The sequence below is a fragment of the Streptomyces sp. NPDC002888 genome, assembly GCF_042888465.1.
Taxonomy (GTDB): Bacteria; Actinomycetota; Actinomycetes; order Streptomycetales; family Streptomycetaceae; genus Streptomyces.
Window position 1 is genome coordinate 198358 of record NZ_JBIAPU010000001.1, and the last position, 20687, is coordinate 219044.

Here is a 20687-nt window from a genome sequence, read left to right on the forward strand (position 1 = left end):
GGATCCGCCCGGCGGACGACGTGTGGATCCGCCCGGCGGACGACGTGCAAATCCAGCCGATCGGCCGCGTGTGGATCCGGCCATCAGCCGGGCGTGGAGCCGACCCCGGATCCCCATGTCGAACCGGCCGACAATCCCCATGTCGAACCGGCCGACGATCCCCGTGTCGATCCGGCCGACAATCCCCGTGTCGGCGTCCGCTCCTCGGGTACGCGGTGGCCCACCCCCGAAGCTCTGGAGGGAGACATGCAGCGAGGCAGCGACCGGCTGAGCGTCCACCGGGACGAAGAGATGAAGCACGAACTGCAGGGGTTGCTCAGGTCTGGGCACCCCACGCGGACCGAGGAGTGGAACGACCCGGAGCCGACCGCCGACGACGACCCCGAGATCTGGCGCGGACCGGTGGCGCCGGGGAGTTCGCACGCCTCCCTGGAGTCGGTGCGCCTGGAGCTGGCCCGCATCCTGGGCCGCAGCTCCTTCCCGGCGAGCCCGAGCGAGCTGACCGGCGTCCTGCGCCGTAAGAACGCTCCGGACGACCTGGTCGACGCGGTGCGGGATTTGCCGCGCTCGACGCGCTACCCCAACGTCCAGGCCCTGGCGGAGGCGCTCACCACGCCCGGTTCGGGCGGGCAGGAGGGCTCGCGGTGAGGAGGGAGCGCGTGCGCGACGTGATGACGCCGGGCGTGGTCACCGTGCGCCCCGACGCCTCACTCGTCGAGGCGGCCCGGCTGATGCGGGCGCAGGACATCGGGGACGTCCTCGTCGCCGACGACTGGCGGGTCGTCGGCGTGCTCACCGACCGTGACATCGCGGTGCGCGCGGTCGCCGAGGGCGTCGACCCGCTGGCGGTGCCCGCCGAGGCCGTGTGCACCCCGCGCCCGGTCGTGGTCGGCCCGGACGACGCGGCGGAGACCGCGGTGGAACTGATGCGGGAGCACGCGGTACGACGGCTGCCGGTCGTCGAGGACGGCCGGCCCGTCGGCATCGTCAGCCTGGGCGACCTGGCGCTGGCGCGGGACCCGGACTCGGCACTCGCCGACATCAGCCGGACCGATCCGGACGCCCGGGGCCGCGCGACCAGGTGAAGTCGCCGGCCCGCGGGGGACGGGGCGATCCGCACGCCTGGCGCCTGGTGCCGCGCCGGCGCCCGCTGTCGCGCGGGGATCGCGGTCGCGATCGGCGCCTGCGTGGCCCTGCCGTACGGCGAGGAGCTGCTGCGCTGCCTGCGTACGGCCAGGAAGAAGAACAGGCGCGCCAAGGGCGACGCGGCCCGTTGGCGTGCCACGGAAAGCCGATGACCGAAAGGACGTTGACCAGTATGCGCATCGCTTTTCTGACGGCACCCGAGGGCGTCGAACAGGTCGAGCTCACCGACCCCTGGCAGGCCGCCAAGGACGCGGGCCACCAGCCGGTGCTGGTGTCCACGCGGCCCGGCGAGATCCAGGCCTTCAACCACCTGGACAAGGCGGACACGTTCCCCGTGGACGAGGTCGTCGGTGAGGTGCCGGCGGAGTCCTTCGGCGGGCTAGTCCTGCCGGGCGGGGTGGCGAACCCGGACTTCCTGCGCATGGACGAGAAGGCCGTCGCCTTCGTCCAGGCCTTCTTCGAGCGGGGCCGCCCGGTCGCCGCGATCTGCCACGCCCCGTGGACGCTGGTCGAGGCGGACGTCGTACGGGGCCGGGTGCTGACCTCGTGGCCGAGCCTGAAGACGGACATCCGCAACGCGGGCGGCTCCTGGGTGGACGAACAGGTGCAGATCTGCGACCACGGACCGAACAAGCTGGTCACCAGCCGCAAGCCGGACGATCTGAAGGCGTTCTGCGAGGCGTATCTCGACGTGTTCGCGCAGGAGGCCGCTTGATGTCCTCCCCGGACGAGCGCACGCAGGAGCAGCGCGAGGCCTTCCGGGCGGCCGACCCGGCCGACGGGCCCCTGACCACCGACCAGGGTGTGGTGGTCGACCACACCGACGACTCACTGACCGCCGGCGCGCGCGGTCCGACGCTGATGGAGGACTTCCACTTCCGGGAGAAGCTCACCCGCTTCGACCACGAGCGGATCCCGGAACGGGTGGTGCACGCCCGGGGGGCGGGCGCGTACGGCTACTTCGAACCGTACGAGTCCTGCGCGGAGTTCACCCGGGCGGCCTTCCTCCAGGACCCGTCGGTGCGCACGCAGGTGTTCGTGCGGTTCTCGACGGTGCAGGGCCCGAAGGGCTCGGCGGACACCGTGCGGGACGTGCGCGGTTTCGCGACCAAGTTCTATACGTCGGAGGGCAATTACGACCTGGTCGGGAACAACTTCCCGGTGTTCTTCATCCAGGACGGCATCAAGTTCCCCGACTTCGTGCACGCGGTGAAGCCGGAGCCGCACAACGACATCCCCACCGGCGCGTCCGCGCACGACACGCTGTGGGACTTCGTGTCGCTCCAGCCGGAGACGCTGCACGCGATCATGTGGCTGATGTCGGACCGGGCGATCCCGCGCAGCTACCGCATGATGCAGGGCTTCGGCGTGCACACCTTCCGCTTCGTGAACGCGGACGGCAAAGGCACGTTCGTGAAGTTCCACTGGAAGCCGAAGCTGGGCGTGCACTCGCTGGTGTGGGACGAGGCGCAGGAGTGCCAGGGCCGCGATCCGGACTTCAACCGGCGCGACCTGTGGGACGCGATCGAGGCGGGCGAGTACCCGGAGTGGGAGCTCGGCGTCCAACTGGTGCCGGAGGAGGATGAGTTCGCCTTCGACTTCGATCTGCTCGACGCGACGAAGGTCATCCCGGAGGAGCAGGTGCCGGTGCGGCCGGTCGGCCGGATGGTGCTGAACCGCAATCCGGAGAACTTCTTCGCGGAGACCGAGCAGGTCGCCTTCCACACGGCGAACGTGGTGCCGGGCATCGACTTCACCAATGACCCGCTGCTGCAGGCCCGTAACTTCTCCTACCTGGACACGCAGTTGATCCGGCTGGGTGGCCCCAACTTCGCGCAGCTGCCGGTGAACCGGCCGGTGGCGCCGGTACGCAACAACCAGCGCGACGGCTACCACCAGGGCACGATCCACCGGGGCACGAACTACTTCCCGAACTCCCTGGGCGGCGGCTGCCCGGCGCACGCGGGCGGCGACCCCGAGGCCTACCGGCACTATGCCGAGCGGGTCGACGGGCACAAGATCAGGCAGCGCAGCGAGAGCTTCAAGGATCACCACAGCCAGGCGGCGCTGTTCTGGAACAGCATGACGGACTGGGAGAAGCAGCACATCGTCGAGGCGTTCCGGTTCGAGCTGGGCAAGGTCGACGCGCGGACGATCCGGGCCCGTACGGTCGAGGAACTGGCCAAGGTGGACGGCGAGTTGGCGGCGGCGGTGGCGCGGGGCGTCGGGATACCCGCACCCTCCGGGAGTCAGGCGGCGTACAAGCTCGCCTCCCCCGCCCTCAGCCTCGACGCGGAGTCACTGCACGGCGACGGCTCGATCCGCACCCGGCAGATCGCGGTGCTGGTCAGCGATGGTGTGGACGCCGAACAGGTTACCTCGGCGCGGGAGGCACTGGCCGCCGAGGGGGCGATCGTGGAGGCGCTGGCGGATACGGACGGCACCGTGACGGGTACCGACGGTGAACAGTATGCGGTCGACCGCGCACTGCCGACCGTCGCCTCCGTGCTGTACGACGCCGTCCTCGTGCCCGGCGGGCCGCTGGACACTCCGCCGGCGGCGGCCGACCCGGACGCGATGCGTTTCGTACGGGACGCCTACCGGCACGGCAAGCCCATCGGCGCGCTCGGCTCCGGCGTGGGCGTGGTGGCGGCGCTGGAGCCCGAGGGGCTAGCGGTGTCGACCGAGTTCCACCGCGCTTTGAGCGACCGGGGTGTCGTGACGGACACCTCGCCGGGAGCCGCGAGCGCGGAGTTCATCCAGGCGTTCGTGGACGCGATCGCCCAGCACCGGCACCGGGACCGGCCACCGGTGCGCGGCTGAGTCACCCGGTCCGCGGCCGGGTCACCGGGCCACTGGCTCGTGCGGCCCCGGTGGGTTCACTTCCCGCCGGGGCCGTTCGTCGTTCTCCGGCCCCACTTGCCCACCAGTTCGTGCTGTTCCCTGCCCCGCTCGCGGGCGCCCTCGCGGGTGCGGCCCTGGGCGACGAAGCGGCGCGGATTGCGGCGCAGGTACTCGCCCTCCAGCTGCGCCATGCGTTCGTTGTGGGCCCGCAGTGCGTCGTTCGAGCCGTGCAGGAGGGTGTCGTGGCGTGTGCGGTGGATCGTCTCCAGCTCTTTCATGAGCTGCTGGTCGTCCAGCCGGTCGGGGTCGACTCCGGTCATCGCGATGTCCCGCTCGTCGTGTTCGTTCATGCGGTTCGGGTACCCGCCCGGGAGCACTACCCACGAGCGGTATTTGGGAGGGAGCCATGGATCTCGCTTTTCTGCATCCACTCTACGAACATTCCGGCCCTTGGGCCTCTGTGTACGTCGACACCTCCCGTCACACGGAGAGCACGCCCCACGAACGGCATCTCACAGCCGCCGCGCTGGCCAGGGAACTGTCCGGTCAGGGCGCCGACGAGGCCACCTGCCGGGCCGTGGAGGACGCCGTGGAGGACCTGCGGCACTCCCCGGAGCCACACGGGCGGGCCCTGTTCGCCCGCGCGGGCCAGGTCGTCCTGGATCCGCCGCTGGCCAAGGCCCCGGAGGGCAGCTGGGCCGAGTGGGCGCCCCTGCCGAGGGTCACGCCCCTGCTGGACCTGGCCGACCAGGAGCCGATCTGCGTGGTGGCGTACATCGACCGCAGGGGCGCCGACTTCGAGCTGCGCACCGCGCTGGGCAGCCAGAAGGCCGGGTCGGTCACCGGACGGCAGTGGCCTGTGCACCGCACGTCCACGGTCGACTGGTCGGAGCGGCACTTCCAGCTGAAGGTGGAGAACACCTGGGAGCACAACGCGGCGGAGATCGCCGACGCGCTCACCGTCTGCCAGGAGGAGACACGGGCCGACCTGCTGATCCTGGTCGGTGACGACCGGGAGCGACGGTCCGTGCACGAGCGGTTGCCGCAGCGGCTGCACGACCGGGCGGTCGAGAGTGCCCACGGCACCGGCAGCAGGCTTCTCGACGATGAGGTGGAGGAGGCCCGCGCCGAGCACGTGCGCCGGCGGACGGAGACCGAATTGGAGCGGTTCCTGGCTGCCCGCGCCCCGGACGCCGAGGGGCGCTCCGGTGCGGTCGAGGGCGTGCCCGCGCTGGTCGAGGCGGCGCGTGAGCACCGTATCGACGAGTTGCTGATCCGCACGGACGGCCCGGACGCGCACCGCGAGGTGTGGATCGGCGAGGACCCGGACCAGCTCGCCGTGCGCCGTACGGAGCTGAAGGCCCTCGGCGAGCAGCACTCCTGGGCGGCCCGCGCCGACGATGCCCTGGTGCGCTGCGCGGTGGCCACGGACGCCCCCGCCCTCGCCGTCCCCACAGCGGCCGAGGAGGCCCCGGTGGGCGGCCTCGGCGCGCTGCTCCGCTGGAAGTGACGCCCGAGCCCCTCGGCGCGCGGCCACGAAGACGCCCCGCCCGACCGCAGCCCCCGCGGGGGCCGGCTTCCACGCCGGCCCCCGCACCCGGCTGTCCTCACACGCCCCAGGAAGACCCCCGGGCGCTAGCGGGCCCGTTCCACGCGTCGTTCGTCCCAGACCGGCGCCGGGGTCTCGCGGACGTGGCCGTCGCTGCCGAAGACGAGGTAGCGGTCGAAGGAGCGGGCGAACCAGCGGTCGTGGGTGACGGCGAGGACCGTGCCGTCGAAGGCCTCCAGGCCCTCCTGGAGTGCCTCGGCGGACTCCAGGTCGAGGTTGTCGGTCGGCTCGTCGAGGAGCAGGGCGGTGACTCCCTGCAGTTCCAGCAGGAGGATCTGGAAGCGGGCCTGCTGGCCGCCGGAGAGGCGGTCGAAGCTCTGCTCGGCCTGCTGGGTCAGTTCGTAGCGGCGCAGCCGGGACATGGCCGCGCCCCGGTCCTGGGCATGCTCCTTCCACAGGATGTCCAGGAGGGTGCGGCCCTGGAGTTCGGGGTGGGCGTGGGTCTGGGCGAAGTGGCCGGGGACGACCCGCGCGCCGAGCTTCCACTCCCCCGTGTGCGTCACGTCGTCACCGGCGAGCAGGCGCAGGAAGTGCGACTTGCCTGAGCCGTTGGAGCCGAGGACGGCGACGCGTTCGCCGTAGAAGACCTCCAGGTCGAAGGGCTTCATCAGGCCGGTCAGCTCAAGTCCCGTGCAGGTGACGGCCCGTACGCCGGTGCGGCCGCCCTTGAGGCGCATGGTGATGTCCTGCTCGCGCGGCGGCTCGGGCGGCGGCCCCACTTCCTCGAACTTGCGCAGCCGGGTCTGGGCGGCCTGGTAGCGGGAGGCCAGCTCATGGCTGATGGAGGCGGCCTGACGGAGGTTCAGCACCAGCTTCTTCAGCTGGGCGTGCTTCTCGTCCCACCGCCTGCGCAACTCCTCGAAGCGGGCGAAGCGTTCACGGCGGGCCTCGTGGTAGGTGGCGAAGCCGCCGCCGTGCACCCAGGCGTCGGCGCCGGCCGGCCCCGGTTCGACGGAGACGATCTTCTCGGCGGCGCGGGCGAGGAGTTCACGGTCGTGGGAGACGAACAGGACCGTCTTGCGGGTCTCCTTCAGCCGTTCCTCCAGCCACCGCTTGCCGGGCACGTCGAGGTAGTTGTCGGGCTCGTCGAGGAGCAGCACCTCGTCGGTGCCGCGCAGCAGCGCCTCCAGCACCAGCCGCTTCTGCTCGCCGCCGGAGAGGGTGCGGACCTCCCGGAACTGCGCCTTGTCGTACGGCACCCCGAGCGCGGCCATCGTGCACATGTCCCACAGCGTCTCGGCCTCGTACCCGCGCACCTCGGCCCAGTCGGCGAGGGCCTGCGCGTACGTCAGCTGGGCGGCCTCGTCGTCGACGGTCATGATGGCGTGCTCGGCCTCGTCGACGGCTTTGGCAGCCTCGCGGATGCGGGGCGGCGCGACGGACACGAGCAGGTCGCGTACGGTCGTCTCGTCCCGTACGGAGCCCACGAACTGGCGCATCACACCGAGCCCGCCGCCGACGGTGACGGTGCCGCCGTGCGGTTTCAGTTCGCCGGAGATCAGCCGCAGCAGGGTCGTCTTGCCGGCGCCGTTGGGTCCGACGAGCGCCACGACGGCGCCTTCGCCCACCCGGAAGGACACATCGCCGAGCAGGGTCCTCCCGTCGGGGAGGTGGTACTCGAGGTGCGCGGCTTCCAGATGTCCCATGAGGACGCATTCTGCGGCGCAGGGACCGGCCGGGCAAACTCTTATGCCGGGCAGACTCTCATTCGGTGGCGTCCAGTGGCCGTCCGGCCGGGCCGCCCTCGCCCGCCGGGGTGACCGTCGCGCCCGCCCACGACAGCGCCTTCCAGCCGTCGGACGGCGAGCCCTCCAGGACCACCACGCCGGTGTTGTCGAGGCGGTGCGCGGCGGCGAACGGCACGTCGACGTTGTCCGCGCGGGCGGCCGACCACATGCGGATCGCCGCGCCGTGGCTGACCAGGGCGACCGCCTGGGCCCCGCTCGCGGCGGCCTCCGCGACCACGGCGTCGTAGCGCGCGAGGACCTCGGCGCCGCTCTCCCCGCCCGGCATCCGCAGCGCGGTGTCCCCGGCCGCCCAGGCGAACACGGTCCGCATGTAGAGCTCGCCCTCCTTCGACTCGCCGGGCAGCATCTCCAGGTCGCCCGCGGAGATCTCCCGGATGCCGTCCCGGACGAGGACGTCGAGGCCTCGGGCGGCGGCCAGCGGGGCGGCGGTGAGCTGGGTGCGGACCAGGGTGGAGGAGTAGAGGGCCTCGATGTCTTCGCCGACGAGGGCCTCGGGCAGCTTCGCCGCCTGCTGTTCGCCGAGGGCGGTCAGGCCCGGCCCGGGCACGGCGGTGTCCAGGAGGTAGTCCACGTTCGTGGGGGTCTGGCCGTGGCGGACGAGCAGCAGGCGCATGCGGTGATCCTCTGTGCGGTTGACGCCCCGGACGTGACGCCCGGACAAGAAACGGCCACTTCAGGGTACCCGCCACGATATGAGCCCAGACGTCGACCTCACCGTGCCGAAGCCCGGACCGCATCCCCTTCGTGACCGGCTGCTCGCCCTGGACTGCCGGGTGTTCGAGTTCGCCGCCGAGCGCCGCTGGCCCGGTGCCGAGCGCGTCCTGCCGCGGCTGAGCCGGAGCGCGAACCACGGTGTGCTGTGGTTCGCGACGGCGGCCGCGGTGGCGGCGGTCCGCACGCCCCGGGCCCGCCGGGCCGCCGCCCGCGGGCTCGCCTCCCTGAGCCTGGCCTCGCTGACCATCAACACCGTCGGCAAGCGCTCGGTGCGCCGCACCCGGCCCGTCCTGGACCCGGTGCCTCTGGTGCGTCAGCTGAAGCGGCAGCCGATCACCACGTCGTTCCCCTCGGGGCACTCGGCGTCGGCGGCGGCCTTCGCGACCGGCGTGGCCCTGGAGTCCCCGGCCTGGGGCGCGGTGGTGGCTCCGGTGGCGTTCTCGGTGGCGATGTCCCGCGTCTACACGGGCGTGCACTTCCCGAGCGACGTCCTCGCGGGGGCCGCTCTGGGCGCGGGCGCCGCGTTCGCCGTACGGGCCATGGTGCCGACACGCGCCCAGATCGCCTCGTCGGCCCGGCCCCGCGCCGAGGTGCCGGTGCTGCCCGACGGCGAGGGCCTGGTGGTCGTCGCCAACACCGGCGCGGGCACCGCCGACCGGGTGCGGGCGCTGCGGGACGCGCTGCCCCTGGCTGAGGTCGTGGAGTGCGAACCGCAGGACGTGCGGGGCGAGTTGGAGAGGGCGGCGGCCCGCGCCCGGGTGCTCGGTGTGTGCGGGGGCGACGGCACGGTGAACACGGCCGCCGAGGTCGCCCTGCGCCGCGGGCTGCCCCTGGCCGTGGTGCCCGGCGGCACCCTCAACCACTTCGCCCACGACCTGAGCGTGGAGGACGTACGGGACCTGGCGCGGGCGGTGCGCGGCGGCGAGGGCGTGCGGGTGGACCTGGGCCGGTTCACCTGCGGGGACCGGCAGGGCGTCTTCCTCAACACCTGCAGCCTGGGCGTCTATCCGGAGCTGGTGCGCGAGCGGGAGCGCTTCTCGAAACGGATCGGGGGCTGGCCGGCCGGGGTGCTGGCGGCCCTGCGGGTGCTGCGCGCCGACCGTCATCCGCTTCAGGCCGAAGTGGGCGGCCGTCCCCACCCGTTGTGGCTGCTGTTCGCGGGCAACGGCACGTACCACCGCATGGGGCTCGCTCCCGGTCGCCGCGTCGACCTGGCGGACGGGAAGCTCGACGTCCGGGTGGTGCACGGCGGGCGCAGGCCCGCGCTGCGGCTGTTCGCGGCCGCCGTCGCGGGCCCGCTGACCCGCTCCCCCGCCCATGCGGCGGTCCAGGTCGGCCGGCTGCGGCTGAACGGCGTCGCACCGGGCACACTCCTCGCGCACGACGGCGAAGTCACCGAGGTGCAGGGCGAGGTGACGCTGGAGAAGCTGCCGCAGGCGCTGACGGTGTACCGGCCCCTGGCATAGAATTGACACTCCGTCAGTCCACATAGCAAAACAAACTGTCTCAGTATTCGGCTGCTCGCGTACCGTGAAGCATGTCGCCCCGGGCTCTTCGGAGCCTGGGGTCCGGTACGAGGAGAAGGGCACAGCCATGCCGAAAGCGCGGGAGACCGCCGTCTACACGCACGGCCACCACGAGTCCGTACTGCGTTCGCACACCTGGCGGACGGCCGCCAACTCGGCGGCGTACCTGCTCGGTTCGCTGAAGCCCCACATGAAGATCCTGGACGTCGGCTGCGGTCCGGGCACCATCACGGCCGACCTGGCCGCTCTGGTACCCGAGGGACACGTCACCGGTGTCGACCACGCGGAGGGGATCCTCGGCCGGGCGCGGGCCACGGCCGCCGAGCGGGGCCTGACGAACGTCGACTTCGCGGTCGCCGACGTCCACGCCCTCGACTACCCGGACGACACGTTCTGCGTGGTCCACGCCCACCAGGTGCTGCAGCACGTCGGCGACCCGGTGCAGGCGCTGCGCGAGATGCGGCGGGTCACGAAGCCCGGCGGGATCGTCGCGGTCCGCGACTCGGACTACGCGGCGATGACCTGGTACCCCGAGTCGGCGGGGATGGACGACTGGCTGGACCTGTACCGCAGGGTGGCCCGTGCCAACGGCGGTGAGCCGGACGCCGGACGCCGGCTGAGGTCATGGGCGCTGGCGGCGGGGTTCACGGACATCACGGCCACCTCCAGCACCTGGACGTTCGCCACACCTGACGAACGCGCGTGGTGGAGCGGGCTGTGGGCCGACCGCACGCTCGCGTCGGAGTACGCGCGACGGGCCACGGAGAGCGCGCACGCGACCGAGGAGCAACTGCGGGCGGTGTCGCGGGCATGGCGGGAGTGGGGGGAGCGTGAGGACGGCTGGTTCAGCGTCCTGCACGCAGAGATCCTCGGCCGGAAGTAGCCCGATCCGCCGGAATCCGCGTGGTCATTCCCGCGTGGTCATTCCCGCGTGGTCATTCCCGCGTGGTCATTCCGGCGTGGTCATTCCCGGGGAAGCAGGGGACCGAGCGGCCCGAGGTCCAGGTTCAGGTCCTCGGGCCGCAGCCCGTAGCGCTCGCGCAGCTCGGTCATGCGGTCGTCGAGCAGCATCAGGGTGAGCCCGATCCGCTCCTCCTGCTCCTCGGACAACTCGCCCGAGTCGAACCGGCGCACGGCCTGCCGTTCCATCAGCTGACGCAGCAACTCCACGACAGTGAGGACGAGTTTGACGAGATCGCGCTCCACGGTGTCGGGTTCGAGATCCATCCTGTTGCGGCGTTCGGTCACGTCAATTCCCCCCACGGCGAAGGAACCTGTTCGTTCACCGAGCTGATCAGCGCGTTCAGGTCGATGCGGACGAGATCGACGTCCGCGATGCGCAGGGTGATGTCCCCCGTGATGACGACGCCGCCGGCCAGCAGCCGGTCCAGCAGGTCCACGAGGGCGACCTCACGGCGTTCGACGACGGTCACTCTTCCGCGCCTTCCGTGAGTTCGCCGGCGAAGGAATAGGCCGCCCAGGGGCCGGTGAGTTCCACGCGCATTCCGGAGGCCTCGGCCCTCGTGTCGTCCTTCGTACGGTCCACCAGTTCCACGAACTCCTCGGAATCGCGCCGCGGCACCAGATAGGCGGCGTTCAGCACGTTCCGTCCGGAGACCCCGGACAGGGCGGCGTTCTGGGGTGCGTGCAGCTTGGAGTCCTCGGCGTACGCGGACAGCTTTTCGTGCAGGCGGGTCGCGAACTCCTCCGCCTTCTGCCACATGTCCTCGTTCGCCCGGACGTGCCGGCGCCGCTGCCGCAGGTAGTCCCGGCCCGAGGCCGCCTTCTCGGCCGGCTGCTCGGTCTGCTCGGGCTCCGGTTCGGCGTACACCTTGACGCCCCACTCGACGCGCCCCTCCAGCCGGTCGAGGGTGCGCCGGAACTCGTCCTCGCGCGCCTCGATCATCACACGTACGCCGCTGTCGTCCCGGAAGACGGTGCCGAGCCGCAGCGGCAGCGGCGTGGTGACGACGGTGAGGGCGTCGATCACGCCCTGGTGGGCCCTGGCGGTGTCGGACAGCCAGTCGAGGTCCTCCAGGTGGGCGTGGAGCGGCTTCTCCGCGAAGTCACGCTCCGGCACATGACTGACCACGGCGATCAGTCCGTGATGGGGCAGCATCCTGGCCGGGGCGCCGACCACGCCCGTCAGTTCGGCCTGCAGCGGCGCGCCGAGGGGGCGGCAGACGGCGTACACGTACCGCAGTCCCGTCATGGGGCCTCCTTCTTCTCGGCCCGGTCGGCCGTCTCGGTACGGTCGGCCGTCTCGGTACGGTCGGCCGTCTCGGCACGCTCGACCTTCTCGGCACGGTCGGCGCGGCCGGTCTCCAACTGGTCCAGCCGGGCGAGCCGCTCACGCAGTTCGGCGTTCTCGCGGGCGAGTTCGTTGCGGCGGGCTCGGGAGGACAGCGCGGGGTCGTCCTCCCACCAGTCGATGCCCATCTCCTTCGCCTTGTCGACGGAGGCGACGATGAGGCGGAGCTTGATGGTGAGGAGCTCGATGTCCAGCAGGTTGATGCGGATGTCGCCCGCGATGACAATGCCCTTGTCGAGCACCCGCTCCAGGATGTCGGCGAGGTTGGCGCCGCTGCTGGAGGGATACGGCTCGGGCATTCTGCTGGGCATGCTCATCGACGGCTCCCGGCGTCGGCGTACTCGTCCTCATCCTGGGACTCGTACTCCTCCTCCGGCTCCTCCTCTTCCTCTTCTTCCGCTTCCGGCGCCTCTTCCTCGTCGTACTCGCCGCTCTCGTCCTCGGCGCTGGGGCCTTCCTCCTCGTCCTCGTACTCCTCCTCTTCCTCCTCCTCGGGCGCCTCCTCGTCCCGGGCCTCGGAGTCCTCCTGCTCCTCTTCCTGCTCCTCCTCCGCCACAGCGTCCTCGTGGCTCTTGACGACCTCGCCGTCGCGGATCTCACCGCGCCAGCCGTCCTCCGCCTCGCCCTTGAGCGTGATGTGACGGGCGAAGTTCTTCAGGTCGAGCCGGGCCCGGCGGCCCTGGGCGCGCCAGATGTTGCCGGTCTTCTCGAAGAAGCCCGAGGGGTAGTACTCGATGACCAGCAGGACGCGGGTGAGGCTGTCGGCGAGCCGGTGGAAGGAGACGACGCCCCTCGTGGTGCCCTTGGCGCCCTCCGACGTCCAGGAGATCCGGTCGTCGGGGATCTGCTCGCCGGTGTGGCCCTTCCAGCTGCGGCTGGACCAGAGCACCTTGAGGTTCCAGTCGGAGTCGATGTCGTCGGTGCGGTTCGCGCTCTTGACGCCCTTGGCGAAGGTGCTGAAGTCCTGGTACTGGGTCCACTGGTCGTAGGCGGTCCGCAGGTCCACCCCGACGTCGATGGACTCCATGATGACGGTGGGCTGCTGGCCTCCTCCGCCCTTGCGCTTGCCCTTGCCGCCGCCGAGGTTCTTGAGCGCGCCCATCGCCTTGTCCTTCATGTGGGTGGCGCCGGTTTCCAACGCCGCGCGCAGGGGTCCCTTGCCCTCCGCGAGCTTGCGGCCGCCGTCGAGGGCGAGCTTGGCGAGGCCGGGGCTCTTGCCCTCGGCGATGTCGGTCAGCTTGACCGTGGTCTCGCCGAGTTTGCGGCCCGCGCCGACCAGCACGCGCTGGGCCTGGGCGGCGAGGTACTCCTGCAGCTCCGCCTTGAGCCGGTCGGCGGCCTCGCTCTGGGCCAGTCCGGTGAGGGGGTTGTCCGTCGCCTTGCCGGTCGCCTTGCCTGCCCCGTCCCGTGCGTTTCCGAGAGTCTCGGTCATCATGCACCGCCGCCCTTCGGCAGTCGGCCGCCGGCCCGGCGGGCTCCGCCGCCTGCCGATGCCGTCTTCCTGCCGGCCGTCTTCTTCGTGGCGGTCTTCTTGGCCGCCGTCTTCTTGGCCGGGGCTTTGCTCGCCGCGCTCTTCTTCGAGGGCGCCTTCTTGGCGGCCTTCTTCGCCGCCTCCTTGCGCGGCGGCTCCGGCTCTTCCTCTTCCTCCTCCTCGTCTTCCTCCTCGTCCTCGGCGGAGGCCTCGTCCTCTTCGGGGGCCTCCTCCTCGTCTTCCTCCTCGTCCTCGGCGGAGGCCTCGTCCTCTTCGGGGGCCTCCTCCTCGGGGGCCTCCTCCTCTGCGGTAGCCTCTTCCGGCTCCTCCTCGTCCTCGGGCTCCGACTCGCCCGGCACGGCGCCCGCCAGCTGGTCGCGGACCTGGTCGGTACGGCCGTGCAGCCGGTCGGCGAGCGCGCTCATCTGGCGTTCGACCATGGCGCCCGAAGCCGCCTTGCCGACCCCGCGCAGGTCCTGGCGCATCTGGTCGCCGATCTCCTTGAACTGCGGGTTGTTCTGCAGTTGCTGGGAGACCAGGTCCGCGATGCCCTTCGGGGTCAGGTTCAGCTTCTTGCCGGCCACGAGGGAACCCACTGCCATGGCCAGCTTCATCTTCTTGGTACGTCCGAGGACGTATCCGGCCCCTAGCGCGAGGCCCAGTCCCACTCGGTTCATCGTGCCGTCACCTCGCCTGTTCCCGCGCCCCCGCCCAGGCCGATCTCCAGCCGGTCGAGAAGCTCGTCCTCCTGGCGGTCGAACTCGTCCTCGTCGATCTCGCCCGCCTCCAACCGCTCCTCCAGACGGGAGAGTTCAGCCCGGACCGTGGCGGGGTCGTAGTAGATCCGTTCCGCCTCGTTCAGCACCTGTCTGATCGCCCACGCACTGCCGCGCACCGGTGCGAACGGCAGCAGCAGCACCTCCGAGATGAGTCCCATCACTCACTCACTCCTCCGCGCTGTCGGTGCCGGCCGTGCTGCCCGCGGGCTCGGCGGGGCCGGGCTCGACGAAGCTGTACGGCGGCAGCGGGCCGTTGACCCGCAGATCGAGGTGGGGGTGGCCCTTGCGGACCTGCTCCACCGCGGCGAGGAACGTCTCGGACGAGTCGCGCTCCACCAGGAAGGACACGTTGGCCAGCCAGCCCGTGGACTCGGGGCCGACGCTCACCGCGGCGGCGGCCGGTTCCAGCGTGTGCTGCACATCCACCGAGTCCTCGGACTCGCGGGCCTTGACCGCGGCCGCCACCATCTCGCCGAGCTGAAGCCGCTGCTCGTAGGTGCCGCCGCCCGCCTCACGGTTGGCTTCCGCCAGGGCCCGCAGCTCCGGGTTCTCGGACATCACGCGGTGCAGCACGGCCTGCTCGTCGTGCGTGGCCTTGACGTTGTACTCGACCTTGCCGTCCAGCGTCCGCAGCCGCTCCTGGTAGTGGTCGGCGCGTTCGGCCAGCACCCCGGTGACGGCGTCGTCGTCCGGGGCCAGACTGCCGAACCGCATGGGCAGCACCACGCCGCCCCCGCCCGCCTCGGCGAGCACGTTCTGGTGGGCGAGCAGCTCCCTGCGCTTGGGCCGCAGGTTCTCGGGCGCGTCACTGACGACGGCCGCCAGCTCGCCTTCCTTCAGCACGCGCACGGGGCGCGCCGGATCCCCGACGCCACCCATGTCCTCGGGCAGCGAGGGGTGGGAGGCGGCAGTGATGCCGTAGACGTACGTGCTCACTCCTGTTCCTCCTTCCGGCGCGACGCCGTGGACTTGCGGGCACGTGGCCTGGACTCCGTCTGGCCCTCCTCACGTGCCTCCTTGAAGGCGCCGGATATGGTCTCGGCGGCGCCGGTCAGCGCCCCCTTGGACTTGCCGCGCGCGCCGGACTCGGTCATCTCGCCGACGAGGTCGGGCAGGCCCGGGTCCTTGCGCGGACCGGCCTCGAGGTCGAGGCGGTTGCACGCCTCGGCGAAGCGCAGGTAGGTGTCGACGCTCGCCACGACGACCCGTACGTCGATCTTGAGGATCTCGATGCCCACCAGGGACACCCGCACGAACGCGTCGATCACGAGCCCCCTGTCGAGGATGAGCTCCAGTACGTCGTAGAGACCGCTGCTGCCGCCTCCGCCGCCGGTCTGCTGTGCCGGGACAACGGTCATGCCGACCCTGCCTCCTTGTCCGTGGATTCGTGAGCTGTCTGTGTCGCGGGTGGGCGACCTAGCGGCCGCCGGGCCGGTGTGAGTCGGCCCGCCCGCGTTCGTATCGGCGAACGCGCCGGTAGCCGGTGAGCTGACCCTGCGGGTCGAGGTCGACCTGGTAGCCCGCCATCAGGCTCATCGTGTCGGGCACGCGAGGCAGCTCCAGGACCTCGACCTCCAGCGCCCAGCCGTCCTCCGTCTGCTCGAAGGACGACACGCTCTCGGCGGCCTTGCCGGTCAGCTCCGCGAACTGGGCGCGCGCGTTGCGCAGCACCTCCATGGGGCTGGGCCGGTCGTCCGCCACGCGCTCTTCCTTACGTTCGGGGTTCCGGGATTCGCGGGGTTCGTGATGCCGCTCGTCGCGACTTCGGCGATTCCGTGAATCCTGTGCCTGTGGTGTGTTCCTTGTGTTCGACATGGCCACCTCTTCCTTCGGGTGGCCGCTTGGCCATTGGCCAAACCTTCGGGATCTCATGCGTCGGAGACGGGACGCGTTCGGGCCGCGTCCCGCCCAGTACGTGGTTCAGCCACGCAACTTGTTGAGCCTGCGGCGCGCCGGTCCCAGGGCCCGGCCGGTCCGCAGGACGTCGGCCCAGGGGTTGGTGCGGGCCTGGTCGACGGCGTCCGCGACGGTCCAGCGGCGGGCGTCGAGGTCGAGGTCGTCCAGCTGGGACCAGGCGATGGGCGTGGCCACGGGTGCGCCGGGCCGGGCACGCACGGTGAAGGGCGCGACCGCGGTCTGCGCATAGGCGTTGCGCTGCACGTCGAGGTAGAGCCGCTCGCCGCGCTCCTTCTTGCGAGCCGCCGTGGTGAGCCGGTCGGGATGGGCGGCGGCGAGGGTGTCGGCGGCGTCCCGGGCGAACGCGCGCACCTCGTCGAAGTCGTGGCGGCCGTTGAGGGGCACGACGACGTGCAGTCCGCGCGAGCCGGTGGTCATGGGCGCCGAGGGCAGCTTCAGCTCGTCGAGCAGCTCGCGCAGCAGCCGGGCCGCCTCCCGCACCGCCGGGAAGTCGTCCCCGGCCGGGTCGAGGTCGAAGACCAGCCGGTCCGGCCGGTCGACGCCGTCGACGCGGGACAGCCAGCGGTGCAGGGTGAGACTGGCCTGGTCGGCGAGGTAGAGGAGGGTGGCGGTGTCGTCGCAGACGGTGTGGCAGACGGTGCCGCCCTCCTTGGCCACCTCGACGCGGGTGATCCACTCCGGGTAGTTCTCCGGGGTGTTCTTCTGCATGAAGCGGGGGCCGTCGATGCCGTCCGGGTGCCGCTCCAGCATCAGCGGGCGGCCGCGCAGGTGCGGCAGCATGAACGGGGCGACGGCCCGGTAGTAGTCAACGAGGTCGCCCTTGGTGTACTCCTTCGCGCCCCCGCCGCCGGGGAAGAGCACCTTGTCGGGCCGGTGCACCTCGACGGAGCGCCGGCCCGCCCGAACGGTGCGCGCCTCGCCGCCGCTCACCGCACGATCGCCTGCTCCACCAGCAGCCGGCCGGCCGCCGCGATCGACTCGGCGTCGATGCCCGCGGCATGCAGCTGCTCGTCCGGGGACGCCGAGCCCGGCATCGTACGGACGGCGAGCCGCACCAGGCGCGGCACGGGGCGCCCGTCGAGGAACGCGTCGAGGACGGCGTCCCCGAGGCCGCCCTCTTCGTGGTGGTCCTCCACGGTGAGCAGGCAGCCGGTGTCCTCGGCGGCCCGGCGCAGGGTGGCCCGGTCGACGGGCTTGACCGAGTACAGGTCGACGACCCGGATCCGGATGCCCTCGGTTTCCAGCGTGTCGGCGGCGGCCAGCGCCTGGTGCAGGGTGACGCCGGCCGCGACCACGGTCAGCCGGTCCTGGTCGGAGGAGCGCAGCACCTTGCTGCCGCCGATCGGGAACTCCTCGTCGGGGCCGTAGATCACCGGGCTCTCACCACGCGAGGTGCGCAGGTAGCGGATGCCCTCGAGGTTCGCCATCGCCTCGACCAGATGGGCTGTCTGGTTGGCGTCGCAGGGGTACAGCACGGTCGAGCCGTGCACCGCGCGGAACATCGCCAGGTCCTCCAGACCCATCTGCGAGGGCCCGTCCTGCCCGATGGCGACACCCGCGTGGGAGCCGACCAGGTTGATGCCGGCACCGCTGACGGAGGCCATGCGCACGAAGTCGTACGCGCGCGTGAAGAACGCCGCGAACGTCGAGGCGTACGGCACCCAGCCGCGCGTCGACAGGCCCACCGCGGCCGCGACCAGCTGCTGCTCGGCGATGTAGCACTCGAAGTAGCGTTCGGGGTGCTCCTTGGCGAAGAACTCCGCGCGGGTGGAGTCGCCGACCTCGCCGTCGAGGGCGACGACGTCGCCGCGGCCGCTGCCGAGGGCGGCGAGCGCCTGGCCGAAGGCGTTGCGGGTGGCGACGCCCTTCTCGGGGTCGCCCTTCTCGAAGCGGGGCAGCTCGACGTGCCCGGTGCGTACGGCGTGCAGCAGGCGGGCGGCCGGGGGCTCGTGCACCTCGACGCGGATGTCGCGGATCCCGCCGAGCTCCTCGATCGCGTCGTCGGCGTTCTTCAGCGGCTTGCCGTGCAGGCCCTCGCGGTCCTCGGCGTCGGTCACGCCCCTGCCCTTGAGGGTGCGGGCGAGGATCGCGGTCGGCTGGCCCTTGGTGGAGGCGGCCTCGCCGTAGGCGCGGTCGACGGCGTCCACGTCGTGGCCGTCGATCTCGACCGTGTGCCAGCCGAAGGCCTGGAAGCGGCGGGCGTAGGCGTCGAGGTTGTGGCCGTGCCGGGTCGGGCCGCGCTGGCCGAGCCGGTTGACGTCGACGATCACGGTGAGGTTGTCGAGGTGCTCGTGGCCCGCGTGCTCGGCGGCCTCCCAGACGGAGCCCTCGGCGAGCTCGCTGTCGCCGCACAGCACCCACACCCGGTAGTCGGCCCGGTCCAGCCGCTTGCCGGCCAGCGCGATGCCGACGCCGACGGGCAGGCCCTGGCCGAGCGAGCCGGTGGCCGTCTCGACCCACGGCAGCCGCTGGGGCGTGGGGTGCCCTTCGAGACGGCTGCCGAGCTTGCGGTACGTGGTCAGCAGCTCGTCCTCGTCGATGGCACCGGCCGCCTTGTACGCGGAGTACAGCAGCGGCGAGGCGTGGCCCTTGGAGAGGACGAAGCGGTCGTTGGCGGGGTGGTCGGGGCGGTCGAAGTCGTAGCGGAAGTGGTTGGCGAGCAGTACGGCCATCAGGTCGGCGGCGGACATCGAGGACGTCGGATGCCCGGAGCCCGCGGCGTCGGCCGCCCGCACACTGTCCACGCGCAGCTGCTGTCCCAGTTCGACGAGTTCACCGGTGTTCATGAGTCTCCTTCCGCTTGCGCGGGAGTGTCGGTTCGCTTCACGGGGCCCGGGGCGGGGTGCTCCTCCGCCGACTCGGACCGGTTGCGGGCAGGGGCGGGGCCGGGTTGGTTCTTGGCGGGCTCACCGCCGGGCTGGTTCTTGGCGGATTCGGGACCCGGTTGGTTCTTCGCGGGCTCACCGCCGGGCTGGTTCTTGGCGGGCTCGGGGCCGGGCTGGTTCTTGGCGGGCTCGGGGCCGGGCCGGCCCTTCGCGGGCTCACCGCCGGGCTCGTTCTTGGCGGGTTCGTCGCCCGGCGTGTCCGTGTCCGCCTTGGTCGCCGCGCCCGGTCCCGGCTTCGCCTTCTTCTGGCGCTGGTGCCGTTGCTGCGGCTCCTTCTCGTGCTCCCCGGGCTCCCGCTTCTTCTTCTGTTGCCGTCCCTGCCCCTTGCTCCGCTGTCCCCGTCCCTCGCGGCGCTCCTCGTCCCGCGGCCCGCCCGGCACCCGGGCCAGTTCCGGTGATGCCGTGTCGAGCGGTACCGACCAGGACCGTACGAGGCCCAGTTGGACGGCCTGGCGCGGCAGGACCGCGTCCAGGAGCCAGTCGGCGGCGACGCGGACGCGGTTGCCGGGCATCGCCGCGAGGTGGTAGCCGCGGGTGACCAGGCCGGCCGCCGGGCCGGAGAGGGCCACGCCGAGCGGGTTGGCGGCGGCCTTCACCCCGCCGAGGTCCACGACGAACCCCATGTCGCTGTGGCGGTAGGGGCGCCGCTCCCCCACGCCGAGGGAGGCGGCGACGTTGCGGGCGCAGACCTTGCCGTGCCGCCAGGCGTGCTGCGCGGTCATCGGCGTGTACTGGCCCGGCCGGCTCAGGTCGGGCACCGCGGCCGCGTCGCCGCACGCGAACACCTCCGGCCGTCCCGGCACCTGGAGGTAGGGGTCGACGAGCAGCCGACCGCGTTCCATGGGCAGCCCGAGGGACTCCGCGAGCGGATCGGGCCGTACGCCCACACACCACACGACCGTGCGCGTCGGGACGAACTCGCCGTCGGTGAGCAGCACGCCGTCGTGCGTGGCCTCCTTCACCGAGGTCCCCATCCGCACGTCGACGCCCCGCTCCCGCAGCACGTCGTCCGCGGTGCGCGAGAGCCTCTCGTCCAGCTCCGGCAGCACGCGCGGCGCGACGTCCAGCAGCAGCCAGCGCGGCCGCATGCCCTGCCGCAGCGGGTGCCCGCGGACCTGCGCGTCGGTGAACAGCTTCCCGTGCGCGGCGACCTCGGTCCCGGTGTAGCCCGCGCCGACCACGACGAACGTGCACCGCGCGGCGCAGCTCTCGGGATCGTCGGAGGCGGCCGCGAGTTCCACCTGCCGGGTCACGTGGTCGCGCAGGTACAGCGCCTCGGGCAGCCCGCGGAAGCCGTGCGCGTGCTCGGCGACCCCGGGGATCGGCAGCAGCTTGTTGACGCTGCCGGCGGCGATCACGAGCCGGTCGTACTCCAGCGTGCCCTCGTCCCCCTCGGGGTCGGTGTAGTGCACGGTGCGTCCGTCGAGGTCGATGCCGTCGGCCTCGCCGAGCACCAGCCGCACCTCGGGCAGGGTGCCTGAGAGGGAGACGGTGACCCTGCGCGGTTCGAGGATGCCGGCGGCCACCTGCGGCAGCAGGGGCAGGTACAGGAAGTAGTCCGTCGGGTTCAGCAGGGTGATGTCTGCCTTGCCCCGGGACATCCGCGCCAGGGTGCGGGCCGTGCGGTACCCGGCGAAGCCGGCACCGACGATCAGGATGCGGGGTCGACTCACGGTTCGCCTCCGGCGGTGGGCGCGTACGAGGGCGTACGGCGTTGGCGCGTACGAGGTTTTCCGC

Annotated in this window: 23 protein-coding genes; 7 read left to right on the top strand and 16 right to left on the bottom strand. The window is 71.9% G+C overall.

Annotated features, from left to right (window positions below):
- The first annotated feature begins 246 nt into the window (after positions 1–246).
- From ACFYWX_RS00835 to ACFYWX_RS00850, 4 genes are all read left to right on the top strand, one after another.
- Positions 247–648 (top strand): DUF2795 domain-containing protein, encoded by a 402-nt coding sequence (locus ACFYWX_RS00835; protein WP_389421863.1) that lies wholly within the window; start codon positions 247–249, stop codon positions 646–648.
- Positions 649–671: 23 nt separating this feature from the next.
- Positions 672–1085: a CBS domain-containing protein gene (locus ACFYWX_RS00840; RefSeq protein WP_389422158.1), complete on the top strand. Its 414-nt coding sequence runs from the start codon at positions 672–674 to the stop codon at positions 1083–1085.
- Positions 1086–1318: 233 nt separating this feature from the next.
- On the top strand, positions 1319–1861 hold the full coding sequence (locus ACFYWX_RS00845) for a type 1 glutamine amidotransferase domain-containing protein (protein ID WP_389421864.1): 543 nt from the start codon (positions 1319–1321) through the stop codon (positions 1859–1861).
- Positions 1861–3969: a catalase gene (locus ACFYWX_RS00850; protein ID WP_389421865.1), complete on the top strand. Its 2109-nt coding sequence runs from the start codon at positions 1861–1863 to the stop codon at positions 3967–3969. Before ACFYWX_RS00845 ends, ACFYWX_RS00850 begins: the two co-directional genes overlap by 1 nt.
- A 56-nt stretch (positions 3970–4025) precedes the next feature.
- Here the strand turns inward: ACFYWX_RS00850 and ACFYWX_RS00855 are convergent, their stop codons facing one another.
- Complete coding sequence (locus ACFYWX_RS00855; RefSeq protein ID WP_389421866.1) at positions 4026–4340, bottom strand: DUF6158 family protein; 315 nt, start codon at positions 4338–4340, stop codon at positions 4026–4028.
- A gap of 56 nt (positions 4341–4396) precedes the next feature.
- Here ACFYWX_RS00855 and ACFYWX_RS00860 point away from each other — a divergent pair, with 56 nt between their 5' ends.
- Positions 4397–5500: a Vms1/Ankzf1 family peptidyl-tRNA hydrolase gene (locus tag ACFYWX_RS00860; RefSeq protein WP_389421867.1), complete on the top strand. Its 1104-nt coding sequence runs from the start codon at positions 4397–4399 to the stop codon at positions 5498–5500.
- A 125-nt stretch (positions 5501–5625) separates the two neighbouring features.
- Here ACFYWX_RS00860 and ACFYWX_RS00865 read toward each other — a convergent pair whose 3' ends face one another.
- A complete protein-coding gene (locus tag ACFYWX_RS00865; RefSeq protein ID WP_389421868.1) occupies positions 5626–7245 on the bottom strand; it encodes an ATP-binding cassette domain-containing protein in 1620 nt (539 codons plus the stop codon).
- A 58-nt stretch (positions 7246–7303) separates the two neighbouring features.
- Positions 7304–7960, bottom strand: a complete 657-nt coding sequence (locus ACFYWX_RS00870; protein ID WP_389421869.1) for a histidine phosphatase family protein — start codon at positions 7958–7960, stop codon at positions 7304–7306.
- 79 nt (positions 7961–8039) lie between these two features.
- Between ACFYWX_RS00870 and ACFYWX_RS00875 the strand changes: the two genes are divergently transcribed.
- Together ACFYWX_RS00875 and ACFYWX_RS00880 are read left to right on the top strand one after the other, a co-directional pair.
- The gene (locus ACFYWX_RS00875) at positions 8040–9527 is read left to right on the top strand and encodes a bifunctional phosphatase PAP2/diacylglycerol kinase family protein (protein WP_389421870.1); all 1488 of its coding nucleotides are present in this window, start codon (positions 8040–8042) and stop codon (positions 9525–9527) included.
- Between the two features lie 127 nt (positions 9528–9654).
- On the top strand, positions 9655–10470 hold the full coding sequence (locus tag ACFYWX_RS00880; protein ID WP_389421871.1) for a class I SAM-dependent methyltransferase: 816 nt from the start codon (positions 9655–9657) through the stop codon (positions 10468–10470).
- Positions 10471–10550: 80 nt separating this feature from the next.
- On the opposite strand, the gene ACFYWX_RS00885 is transcribed toward ACFYWX_RS00880, so the two are convergent.
- From ACFYWX_RS00885 to ACFYWX_RS00945, 13 genes are all read right to left on the bottom strand, one after another.
- Entirely contained in the window at positions 10551–10835 is a 285-nt protein-coding gene (locus tag ACFYWX_RS00885; protein WP_389421872.1) for a gas vesicle protein K, read from the bottom strand.
- Positions 10832–11020, bottom strand: coding sequence for a gas vesicle protein (locus tag ACFYWX_RS00890; protein ID WP_006376647.1), 189 nt, complete (start codon positions 11018–11020; stop codon positions 10832–10834). The genes ACFYWX_RS00885 and ACFYWX_RS00890 overlap by 4 nt, the downstream gene beginning before the upstream one ends.
- Complete coding sequence (locus ACFYWX_RS00895) at positions 11017–11799, bottom strand: GvpL/GvpF family gas vesicle protein (protein ID WP_389421873.1); 783 nt, start codon at positions 11797–11799, stop codon at positions 11017–11019. Before ACFYWX_RS00895 ends, ACFYWX_RS00890 begins: the two co-directional genes overlap by 4 nt.
- Positions 11796–12215, bottom strand: a complete 420-nt coding sequence (locus ACFYWX_RS00900; RefSeq protein ID WP_389421874.1) for a gas vesicle protein — start codon at positions 12213–12215, stop codon at positions 11796–11798. Before ACFYWX_RS00900 ends, ACFYWX_RS00895 begins: the two co-directional genes overlap by 4 nt.
- The gene (locus ACFYWX_RS00905; RefSeq protein WP_389422159.1) at positions 12212–13330 is read right to left on the bottom strand and encodes an SRPBCC family protein; all 1119 of its coding nucleotides are present in this window, start codon (positions 13328–13330) and stop codon (positions 12212–12214) included. Before ACFYWX_RS00905 ends, ACFYWX_RS00900 begins: the two co-directional genes overlap by 4 nt.
- Complete coding sequence (locus ACFYWX_RS00910) at positions 13330–14046, bottom strand: DNA primase (RefSeq protein WP_389421875.1); 717 nt, start codon at positions 14044–14046, stop codon at positions 13330–13332. The genes ACFYWX_RS00905 and ACFYWX_RS00910 overlap by 1 nt, the downstream gene beginning before the upstream one ends.
- Positions 14043–14306, bottom strand: a complete 264-nt coding sequence (locus ACFYWX_RS00915; protein WP_389421876.1) for a gas vesicle protein GvpG — start codon at positions 14304–14306, stop codon at positions 14043–14045. The genes ACFYWX_RS00910 and ACFYWX_RS00915 overlap by 4 nt, the downstream gene beginning before the upstream one ends.
- 7 nt (positions 14307–14313) lie before the next feature.
- Positions 14314–15084, bottom strand: coding sequence for a GvpL/GvpF family gas vesicle protein (locus ACFYWX_RS00920; RefSeq protein ID WP_389421877.1), 771 nt, complete (start codon positions 15082–15084; stop codon positions 14314–14316).
- Entirely contained in the window at positions 15081–15506 is a 426-nt protein-coding gene (locus ACFYWX_RS00925) for a gas vesicle structural protein GvpA (protein WP_389421878.1), read from the bottom strand. Before ACFYWX_RS00925 ends, ACFYWX_RS00920 begins: the two co-directional genes overlap by 4 nt.
- 58 nt (positions 15507–15564) lie before the next feature.
- On the bottom strand, positions 15565–15963 hold the full coding sequence (locus ACFYWX_RS00930; RefSeq protein WP_389421879.1) for a gas vesicle protein: 399 nt from the start codon (positions 15961–15963) through the stop codon (positions 15565–15567).
- A gap of 105 nt (positions 15964–16068) precedes the next feature.
- On the bottom strand, positions 16069–16995 hold the full coding sequence (ligD, locus tag ACFYWX_RS00935; protein WP_389421880.1) for a non-homologous end-joining DNA ligase: 927 nt from the start codon (positions 16993–16995) through the stop codon (positions 16069–16071).
- Positions 16992–18851: a transketolase gene (locus ACFYWX_RS00940; protein ID WP_389421881.1), complete on the bottom strand. Its 1860-nt coding sequence runs from the start codon at positions 18849–18851 to the stop codon at positions 16992–16994. Before ACFYWX_RS00940 ends, ligD begins: the two co-directional genes overlap by 4 nt.
- Entirely contained in the window at positions 18848–20623 is a 1776-nt protein-coding gene (locus ACFYWX_RS00945) for an FAD-dependent oxidoreductase (RefSeq protein WP_389421882.1), read from the bottom strand. Before ACFYWX_RS00945 ends, ACFYWX_RS00940 begins: the two co-directional genes overlap by 4 nt.
- Positions 20624–20687 lie beyond the last annotated feature (64 nt).